Annotated in this window: 7 protein-coding genes; 3 read left to right on the top strand and 4 right to left on the bottom strand. The window is 73.6% G+C overall.

All coding sequences use genetic code 11. The annotated features are described in order from the left end of the window. Window positions 1-182 precede the first annotated feature (182 nt). On the top strand, window positions 183-2207 hold the full coding sequence (locus ACFWBW_RS40875) for a putative Ig domain-containing protein (protein WP_385384716.1): 2025 nt from the start codon (window positions 183-185) through the stop codon (window positions 2205-2207). A gap of 163 nt (window positions 2208-2370) precedes the next feature. On the opposite strand, the gene ACFWBW_RS40870 is transcribed toward ACFWBW_RS40875, so the two are convergent. Continuing rightward, the gene (locus ACFWBW_RS40870) at window positions 2371-3699 is read right to left on the bottom strand and encodes a CoA transferase (protein ID WP_385384713.1); all 1329 of its coding nucleotides are present in this window, start codon (window positions 3697-3699) and stop codon (window positions 2371-2373) included. A gap of 209 nt (window positions 3700-3908) precedes the next feature. Between ACFWBW_RS40870 and ACFWBW_RS40865 the strand changes: the two genes are divergently transcribed. Then, window positions 3909-4844: an ion transporter gene (locus ACFWBW_RS40865; protein ID WP_385384710.1), complete on the top strand. Its 936-nt coding sequence runs from the start codon at window positions 3909-3911 to the stop codon at window positions 4842-4844. Window positions 4845-4996: 152 nt separating this feature from the next. Here ACFWBW_RS40865 and ACFWBW_RS40860 read toward each other — a convergent pair whose 3' ends face one another. Then, entirely contained in the window at window positions 4997-5248 is a 252-nt protein-coding gene (locus ACFWBW_RS40860) for an acyl carrier protein (protein ID WP_385384708.1), read from the bottom strand. A gap of 76 nt (window positions 5249-5324) precedes the next feature. Between ACFWBW_RS40860 and ACFWBW_RS40855 the strand changes: the two genes are divergently transcribed. After that, window positions 5325-6107 (top strand): lysophospholipid acyltransferase family protein, encoded by a 783-nt coding sequence (locus ACFWBW_RS40855; protein ID WP_385384705.1) that lies wholly within the window; start codon window positions 5325-5327, stop codon window positions 6105-6107. A gap of 36 nt (window positions 6108-6143) precedes the next feature. On the opposite strand, the gene ACFWBW_RS40850 is transcribed toward ACFWBW_RS40855, so the two are convergent. Together ACFWBW_RS40850 and ACFWBW_RS40845 are read right to left on the bottom strand one after the other, a co-directional pair. Further along, window positions 6144-7601, bottom strand: a complete 1458-nt coding sequence (locus ACFWBW_RS40850; RefSeq protein WP_385384703.1) for a hypothetical protein — start codon at window positions 7599-7601, stop codon at window positions 6144-6146. Window positions 7602-7618: 17 nt separating this feature from the next. Then, window positions 7619-9184: a hypothetical protein gene (locus tag ACFWBW_RS40845; protein WP_385384700.1), complete on the bottom strand. Its 1566-nt coding sequence runs from the start codon at window positions 9182-9184 to the stop codon at window positions 7619-7621. Between the last annotated feature and the right edge of the window lie 191 nt (window positions 9185-9375).

The raw sequence follows: 9375 nt of genomic DNA, 5'->3' as shown, positions 1-9375 counted from the left end.
GGGATTCCTCCGATGCTCCCGGCACCGGCCCGGGATCACTCTGTTGGCCACCCCGGAGTCGGCGGAAGCGGCTCCCCTGAACTGCGGGCTCCGGGGGACGAGAACGGTCCCGTGCTCCCCCACGGGACGTGCATCCGTACCGGCCTACCCCTCCGGTACCGGCCCCCCATGAAGGGATTTCCGTGCGAAATCTGTCAACCAGGTCCAAGTGGGCCTCCATCACGGCAGCCTCGGTCACGGCCGTGGTCGCGCTCGGCGGCCTCGGAGCCCTCCCCGCACACGCCACCACGACCGCCGAGCCCGGACCGTCCGTGAACCCGCAGCTCCTCCAGGCCATGCAACGCGACTTCGGGCTCTCCGCCGACCAGGTGCGCGACCGGATCGCCGACGAGGCCTCCGCCGCCAAGGCGGCCACGCTCATCCGAGGCCGGGTCGGCGACCGGGTGGCGGGCATGTGGTTCGACTCCTCCACGGGCCGGCTGAACGCGGCCGTCTCCAACGCGGCGGACGCGGCGCTGGTACGGAACGCGGGCGCCGTCGCCCAGCAGGCCCGCTACAGCCGGGCCGACCTGGCCGCCACCACCCGCACCGTCAGCCGCGACATCGGCGACGGGATCGCGGGCGTGGTCGCGTGGGGTCCCGACGTCCGGAACAACCGGATCGACGTCACGGTGGACCGCACGGCGCGCAACGCCTCCACGGACGCCTTCGTGGCCCGCCTCGCCGCCATGGGCGGCATCGTCCACGTCACGGAGACCTCCGACAGGCCGCAACAGCAGGCCGACGTCACCGGCGGCGACAAGTGGGTGCCGGGCAGCGAGAGCCCGTGTTCCATCGGCTTCGCCGCCACCCGGGTCACCGGGGGCGCCAAGACCTTCCTGACGGCAGGTCACTGCACCAACGACGTCAACCAGGCCGCCTACGGCAAGGACGGGACCCGCGTGGGTACGTCCAACAAGGACGGGCAGAGCAGTATCAACGCCCGGGAAGGCGACATGGGCGTCGTCGACGTGGACCAGTCGGGGTGGAACCTCTCCCCGTACGTCGCGGGCGACTCGACCCACACCGCCATCGCCGTCACCGGCTCGGCCGACGCCGTGGTCGGCACCGCGATCTGCCGCTCCGGGCAGACCACGGGCATGCGGTGCGGCGAGGTCACCAAGGTCAACCAGAGCGTGGACTACGGGAACGTGGTCATCGACGGCCTGTCGTACTCCAACGCCTGTTCCGCGGGCGGCGATTCGGGCGGCGCGTACGTCACCGCGACCGGCGGCAAGGGCGTCGGCCTGCACTCCGGCGGCGGCAGTGCCACCTGCACCTCGGGCAGCGGCGAGAAGTTCACCATCTTCCAGCCCGTGGTCGAGGCCCTGACCAGGTTCAACCTGGCCCTGGTCGTCACCACCCCGCAGCCCGGCAACGTCACCGTCGCCGCCGTCTCGGCCCAGAACGGCGTCATCGGCGCCCGGATACCCGAGCTGCGCAACAGCGCCGAGGGCGGCACGGCCCCCTACGTCTGGTCCGCGACGGGCCTGCCCGCCGGGCTGGCCATCGCCTCCTCGACCGGCACCATCACGGGCACTCCCACCACGGCCGGAACCTCCAACGTGACCGTCACCGCCACCGACAACGCCGGCAAGACCGGTTCCACCTCCTTCTCGTGGACGATCACGACCGCGAGTACGGCGCTGTCCGTGACCAACCCCGGCAGCCAGAGCTCCGCCGTCGGCGCCGCGGCCAACCTGACGGTCAAGGCCAGCCGTGGCACCGCGCCCTACGCCTGGACCGCGACGGGTCTGCCCGCCGGCCTGAGCATCGGCTCCGCGACCGGCACCATCTCGGGCACCGCCACCACGGCCGGTACCTCCAACGTGACCGTCACCGCGACGGACAACGCGGGCAAGGCCGCCTCCGCGACGTTCTCCTGGACCGTCAGCACCGTCACGGGCACCAGCCCGGTCCTGACGAACCCGGGCAACCAGACGGTCTACATCGGCAAGCCGGTCTCCCTCTCCCTCCAGGCCACGGGCGGCACCAAGCCGTACGCCTTCAAGGCCACGGGCCTGCCGGCCGGCCTGAGCATCAACGGCGCCACGGGTGCCATCACCGGCTCCCCCACCACCTGGGGCTTCGGTGGCAGCACCCTGACCGTGACCGACGCGGCGGGCAAGTCCTCCTCGGCCAGCGTGACCTGGAACGTCTACTTCTAGTCCGGTTCCGGAGGGCGTGAGCACCTGACCCTGACCAGTCTCCTCACCCGTTCCGTGCGACGCCGCCGCCTCCAGACCCCGGAGGCGGTCCGCACCTCCCCGCGGGGGCCCGGCCGACACCCTGGCCGGGGCCCCGCCCTGGTGCGCGCCGACGGCCCCCGCCTCAGAGCCAGACGGGCCGGTCCGTCCCCCAGCGGGAGGGGCCCCGCTGCCACCCGCGGCCCCCGAGCGGCGAGGCCGCGTACCGCAGCGGCCCGTATCCCGAGGCGGCCTCGCGCAGCCACGGTTCCGGGGCGTACCCCGGTACCGCGGCGCCGGCCCCGGGGACCTCGCGGACCAGCCCCGACGCCGTCCCCGCCAGGGAGAACCGCAGGGCCTGTCCGCCGCCCTCCGCGAGTGCCCGTAGCACCCCGGCGGCCGCCAGGTACCCCGTGCCGTGGTCCAGGGCCTGCGCGGGCAGCACCCCGGGGCCGTGTCCGTCACCGCAGGCCGCGGAGATGCCGTACCCCGCCTGCACCAGCGAGTCGAACCCCCTGCGGCCCGCCCAGGGGCCCCGCCACCCCCACGCACACAGCTCGGCCACCACGATCCCCGGCCGCCGCGCGAGCAGTTCCTCCGCGCCCAGCCCGTACCGCTCCAGTGCCCCCGGCCGGTATCCCGTCACCACCACGTCGGCCCCGGCCAGCAGTCCGTCGAACACCGCCCGGTCCCCCGCCTCCGCCAGGTCGAGGAGGGCGGAGCGCTTCCCGAAGCCGGTGTCCGCGTACGCGTCGTCCGATTCCGGGAGTCCCGGGGAGTCGATCCGCAGGACGTCCGCGCCGAGCAGTCCGAGGGTCCGGGTGGCGACCGGCCCCGCGATGACCCGGGTCAGGTCGAGGACCCGCACCCCCGCCATCGGCAGAGCGGCGCCCGCGTCGACCGCCCCGAGGGGCCGCCCGCGCAGACCCGAGACGGTCCGTTCCACGAGGGGTTGCGGCGCGCCGTAGCCCTCCGTCATCACGGACACCGCCAGCCCGCCGGCCGCGTAGACCTCCTCCTGGACGTCCACCGCCCGCCGCCGGGCGATCGCCCCGGCCACGCCCTCCCGGGTACCGGCCCCCAGGACGCGCACCAACGCGCTCTCGTGGTGCGGATAGTTGGCGTGCGTACGCACCCACCCGTCGGCGGCCCGCCAGAAGCCGGACAGCGGCGCGAAGGTGACGGGCGCCCGGCCGTCCACCAGCAGGTGGCGCTCGCTGACGAAGGCCGTGGCCACGGCCCCTTCGTCGATCAGCAGCGGAGCCACGTCGTCCGCACCGCCCCCGGCCCGTGCGGCGGCCAGTTCCGCGGCGGCCAGCGCGCACGCGCCCACGGTGGCCCGCGCGAGCTCCCGTACGGGCAGAGGCCCGTCCCCCAGCCCGCTCGGCCCCTGGTAGCCGACCCGCCCCGCCAGCTCCTCCGGGCCGCCCAACGCGGCCCATGCCTGTCCGGTCCCACCGTCACGACTCGTCATGCGCCCATCCTGCACGCCGGGCCCCGGCCCCCGCGGGGCGGGACGGGGCCCCGATCGGGCGATGTCGCGCTCCAGGGCGTCTCGAATTCGCCCGTACGGCGTTACACGACCCGGAACATGAACATCGCCTCGGCTGCCTCGTCTTCCGTCGCGGCGCAGCCGGCGCGTGCGGGGCCGGGGTCGGCCGGTGGCCCGTACGAGGGAGCACGATGACCGACCCGACCGCGGTGGACACCTGGCGTGGAAGGCTTGCCGCACCTTGCCGTGACGTGTGCGAGGCGCCCGCGTTCTCGCTCACCGTTTTCGCGGTGATCCTCTTCAACGCCGCACTTCTGGGGGCCGAGACGTACAGCGGCTTCTCCGCCGAGTACAGCGCTCTCCTTTCGGCGACGGAGCGCTTCTGCGTGATCGCCTTCACCCTGGAGATGCTGATCCGCCTGGGCGCTCACGCCGACCGGCCGAAAGCTTTCTTCCAAGACCCTTGGAACATCTTCGACTTGCTGGTCGTCTCCTCGGCCTTCATCCCGTTCCTCCGGGAGAACACCACCCTCCTGCGGCTGCTGCGACTGGCACGGGTCCTGCGCACCGCCCGGTTCATGCCCCAGCTTCGGGTCCTGCTGGTCGCGGTGGGCCGCAGCCTGCCCGGCACCGTCAGTTTCCTGTTCGTGGGCGCGCTGATCGTCTACGTGTACGCGATGATCGGCTGGATCTGCTTCGCCGGCCACGACCCCCAGCACTACGGGTCCATCGGCCGGGCCGCGCTGACCCTGTTCCTGCTGATGACGCTCGAAGGGCTCGGGGACGCCGTCCACGCGGGGCTGGCCATCTCCCCGCTGAGCCTCCTCTACTACGCCTCCTACGTGCTCTTCGGATCCTTCGTGCTGGTCAACGTCCTGATCGGGGTGGTCCTCAACGCCCTCGAGGAGGCGCGGGAGATGGAGGACGAGGCCGAGAAGGAGGAGAAGCGCTCCCTGCTCCTGGCGAAGCAGTCGCCGCCGGACGCCGCGGACGAACTCCTGCTGCGGATCGCCGCGGTGCGCAGCGCGCTCGACGACATGGAGACCCAGCTCGACGCGGTGCACGCGACGTCGGCGGCGGCAGCGGCGTCGGTTCCGGCGGCTCACGCCTCGGCGGGCGCCCGCTAGGTCGTCTCTGACCGGCCGGGCCCGGTGGGTCTCCGGCCGGTCCTAGCGGGCCCGGCCGGAGGTCCGCCGGTCGCCCGCCGGCCGGCCGTGCCCCGGAGGCAGCCGTTCGACCGGCGAGGCAAGGGTCCCGGGGGCGGCCGCGGGCGTGTCCGTCAGTGAGCGGTTCGGCGCGATTCGAGGGCTGCGGCGAACTCGGCGAGGGTGAGGGCGCGTAGCTCGTCCTCGTCGACCTTGGTGCCCAGCCTCTCCTGGAGGACGATCGCCATCTCCACGACCATGAGCGAGTCGGTGAGCAGATCCGCCATCCGGGCGCCTCCCTGAACCTCCTCTGCCGGGAATTCGAACATGTCAATGAGGATCGCACTGATCAAGTCGATCGCGGATTCGGGTGCGGAAGTTGTCATGGCATCTCTCATTTGCGATATCGCGGCCCGTACGCCAGGGTGACGCCGATGGCCGGGGGATCTAAGGAGAATACTCGTGTCGGAAAGCGTGACCGGTGTGATCGAGACGGGGACCGCCGAACTCCGGTACGTGAGGGAGCGGCTGGAACAGGCGGGTGAGGGTGCCTGGGACCGGCTGCTCGGCTGGCTGATGGACGATTACTTCCGGCTCGACGTCACCGGATGGGAGAACGTTCCGGCAGAAGGGCCGGCTCTGCTCGTGGCCAATCATTCGGGGGCCTGGGGACTCGACGCATTCCTCCTCGTCAAAGCACTCACCCGGTACCTGGACCGCCCCATGCGCGTTCCGGCGGCTTCTCCCGTTTTCCGCTTTCCGGTCATCGGTTCGTATGCCCGGAAAGCGGGTGCCATTCCGCTCGACCCGACGCTCGGGCTGGAACATCTGACCGCCGGGGAACTCGTAGGGGTGTTTCCCGAGGGGACCGCGGGCCTCGAGAAGCCCTTCCGTGAGCGCTACCGGTTGCGCCCCTTCAGCCCCGGGTTCGCGGTGGCCGCCGTCCAGGCCGGAGCGCCCGTCGTTCCCGTGTCCGTCATCGGCGCCGAGGAGGCCTGCCCCAGAATCGGCGAGATCCCGGCCCTGGCGCGCCTGTTCGATCTCCCCTTCTTTCCGCTGACCCCGCTCTTCCCGCTGCCCGCGAAGTGGCTCATCACCGTGGGCGAGCCGATCCCCGTACCGACCCGGCCCGAGTCGTTCGCCGCCCGCTCGGCCGCGGCCCGCCTGCTGTGCGACGAGGCCCAGGAAGCCGTGCAGTCCCTGGTGGACAGGGAGCGCGGCAGGCGCGAGACGCCCTTCTGGTGACCGGGCGGCCGACCGCGCGCCACCCGGTCCCGCTCCTCAGTCCGCCAGGCGGGTCGCCGCCCTGCGTACGCCGTCGGCCGCACGCGCGCACCGTCCCGCGTGGTCGAGCAGGACCATGCGGAAGCTCTCCCCCGCCTCGTCCTGGTCCCACCCCTCGGCCCCGGCGCAGGCCTCGAGGCTCTCCGCGTGCGCCGCAAGCCGGTCGGCGCTGGTCTGCGCCAAGGCCCCGTAGGACGCGGGCGTGCAGCCCCGTACCGGGACGGGCAGGGCCGCCGGCCCGCCCACCGTCACCCGGCTGTCGCCCCGGCCGCCCGGGAGTTCCCGGAGCGAGACGAGCAGGGAGCGCGCCTCGAGCGTGCCAGGCAGCCGCCCGGCCGCCAGTCGAGGCGAGACCAGGAAGGGGCGGGCGACCGCGGTGATCGCGCGGACGAGCTCCTCGGCGACCAGCACCGCGAGCCGGGTCGCCGCGCACGCGCCGGGCGCCCCGCACAGCGCCGAGGGCCAGACGCCCGGCCCGGCGCCGCCCTTTGGCGCGGGGAGCCAGCCCGGCGCGCACAGGATCTCCGTACCGGCGACGATCTCGAGGCCCTCCCAGACGAACGGCGTCCGTACCCGGTGCACGGCGGCGGCCACCGGGGGGTAGTGGCACAGCGCCCGGGCCACGGCCTCCTCCGGGGCGGCCGCCGGTTCCACGGTGTGCAGGGCCAGGGCGTGCAGGGTCGTGGCGGTGGCGGCCTCGGTGACCAGGGCGAGCGCGTGGGCCACCGCCGCGGTCACGGTGTCCGCGCAGGCTCCCGCCGCGACCAGCCTGCCGACCAGGGAGTCCGGGTCCGGGCTCTCAAGGTAGCGGGCCGTCCTGCGCCGGAGGGCGGCCTCGAAGTCCGCGCGGGCAGCTCGGCCGTCCGCCCCTGCGGCCCGGGTGACGATCTCGCTCAGCAGGGTGTCCTCGGCGGCCGCCCCGCCCGCCACCAGGCGGCGCGCCAGCCCCGCCGTCGTCCGGCTCCAGGCCTGCCACTCCAGGGTGCCGTCCCCGCGCCGGCCCTCGACGGCCTCGTCGACGTACCGAGCCACGAGCGCGGGCAGTTCGCCTCCCGGTGCGACGGTCTCCCAGGTCAGCGCCGTGTGCGGGGACAGCCCGTACCGCCGGCCGGCGGCCGTGAGCCCGACCGCGGGCTCCAGCGCCCGTCCCTCGTCCGCCCGGGCGAGGAGGGCTTCGGACGCGGCCGGGGTCAGCGGTACGAGGAAGTTCCCGAAGGGGGTCCGCAGTTGGACCAGGCACCCGGAGCGGGTGCGCCGCAGGTGTTCCAGCAGGGCGCGCCGCACCCCTTCGCGGGTCAGGTACTCCAGGCCGAGCGCGCGGGCCGCGGCGTCCGTCCAGGGCAGGCGCTGGGCGACCATGGCCGCGGTGAACACGGCGTTCTCCAGGGCCCAGGCCGTCCCGGGGGGTCGAGGGGCGGTCTTCGCCGTGCGGTCGCCGTCGTGGTCGGGGGTCATCTCGCGTTCTCCCTGGGTCACTTGTCGCGCAGCATGTAGGGCTGGTTGCCGACGATGCGGCCGTCGTAGGCGCCGATCAGCGCGTTGACCTTCTCCCGGTGGTGCGCCATGGGGCCGCGCAGGGTGTCCGAGTAGGCCTGCGGAGCGTGCGACAGCGGGTAGTCGTACGACTCGTCCAGCCAGGCCAGTTCGACCCAGCTCGCCGGGATGTCGTTGGGCGAGGCGGGGCCGCGGCCGTCGATCATCGGGATCACGTCGTGGTTGTTGACGAGGCTGATCACCTGGGTGGTGTGGTCGGCGGGCCGTTTGCCGTCGATGGGCGAGCCCACCGCGATCACGTGCGTGATCTGGTAGCGGGAGGAGACCTTTACGTCCGCGGCGAGGTTCATCGCGGTCATGCCGCCCAGGCTGTGTCCGACGATCATGAGCTCCGACCCGGCCGGCACCCCGGCCCGCATCAGCAGCTTGCGCGCGGCGCGCGTGTACGTCGTATCGGTGCGCAGCAGCCCGTCGAAGGCTCCGACCAGGTCCTGCGGAGTGCTGTTGCTCAGCAGGCCGAAGCTCGTTCCGGGCAGCAGCAGGACGTGCCGTACGGCGCCGTCCGCGCACTCGACGCGGCGCAGCAGCACCAGCCCGTGGTTGCCCAGGGCGCCGATGTCGTTGACGTAGCTGACGATGTCGTTGCCGGACGTGGCCAGCACCTTCGCCAGGATGGAGTCCGCGTCCGCCCGTTCGGCCCGGCCGGGGCCCGGGTTGAGGTACTTCAGCAGCGTGCTCGGCAGCCCGAGGAACGGATCGGTGGTCGGCACTCCGCCGGCCAGTGTCACCCAGGAGAAGTCGTCGTTGACCGGGTTCTCGTCGAGCAGGCCGAGCAGCGCGGACAGTTCCATGATCACGGGGCTCATCGTGGTCAGGGCCCGGGTGACACCCAGGCGTTCGACGAGCGCGTGCATGGCGCGCAGCGCCTCCAGCCGGTTCCCGGCCACCATGGCGTCGGTCAGCCGCCTGGCGAGCGGGGAGTCCAGATTGGGGTGGTCGGAGGCGATCGCCCTGATCCGCAGGGCGAAGGCGTCCACGGCCATCGCCACGGCGGCAGGCCTGCGGTACGTCAAGTTCCCCGCGATCCGGGCCAGTTCCCCGGCCAGGCCGCCGTTGGCCCCGAATCCGAGGCCCGCCGGGCTGGTCAGCGCACGCGCGCACGACACCGCCGTACCGAGCGCCCAGGCGGGGCGGCGCAGCGCCTCCAGCCCCAGCCGCCAGCTGCTGAGCGCGCCCGTCAGCTCGGCGCCCGCCTGCTTCGCCGTGAGGGCCGCGTCCGCCAAGAGCACCGAGGCCGCGAGCAGCAGCTCCGGATCCGTGCGGCGAGGACCCTGCCCGGCGGCGGCTGCCGCGCTCCGTGCCGCCACCGCGTCGGCGGCCGCTCCGGGCCCTGCTGCCTCGCCGACCCCTGCGCCCGCTCCGGGCCCTGCCGAGGTCGCGGCCCCGGACGCGTCCGCGACCCCGGCGGGGTCCGCGGGCGCCTCCGCGGACCCGCGCCCCGCGAACGTCGAGCGAGCCTTCGTGCCCACCGCTTGAGCGGTCACGTTCCCACCTCCCGTGCCTGCGCAACGGCTTCGCCTGGGTTCCGTTGCCCGAACGGGCATGCTGGCATCGCGCGCGGTCCGTTCCGCGCGGCGATCCCCCCGTCGCCGCGCGGGCTGCAGTCGCGCCGTGTCGCGCCGTGGACGCGGGAAGCCGCCGGATGCCCGTGGGGACCGTGGCCCTCGGGGCATCC

This window comes from Streptomyces sp. NPDC059957, assembly GCF_042730015.1.
Taxonomy (GTDB): Bacteria; Actinomycetota; Actinomycetes; order Streptomycetales; family Streptomycetaceae; genus Streptomyces.
The sequence above is the reverse complement of the archived record's forward strand: the minus strand, read 5'-3'. Positions and strand labels throughout refer to the sequence as shown.

Bases quoted from the DNA above. Each gene is read 5' to 3' on its own strand.
- ACFWBW_RS40870 (WP_385384713.1), bottom strand. From the start codon at position 3,699: ATGACGAGTCGTGACGGTGGGACCGGACAGGCATGGGCCGCGTTGGGC.
- ACFWBW_RS40865 (WP_385384710.1), top strand. From the start codon at position 3,909: ATGACCGACCCGACCGCGGTGGACACCTGGCGTGGAAGGCTTGCCGCA.
- ACFWBW_RS40860 (WP_385384708.1), bottom strand. From the start codon at position 5,248: ATGACAACTTCCGCACCCGAATCCGCGATCGACTTGATCAGTGCGATC.
- ACFWBW_RS40850 (WP_385384703.1), bottom strand. From the start codon at position 7,601: ATGACCCCCGACCACGACGGCGACCGCACGGCGAAGACCGCCCCTCGA.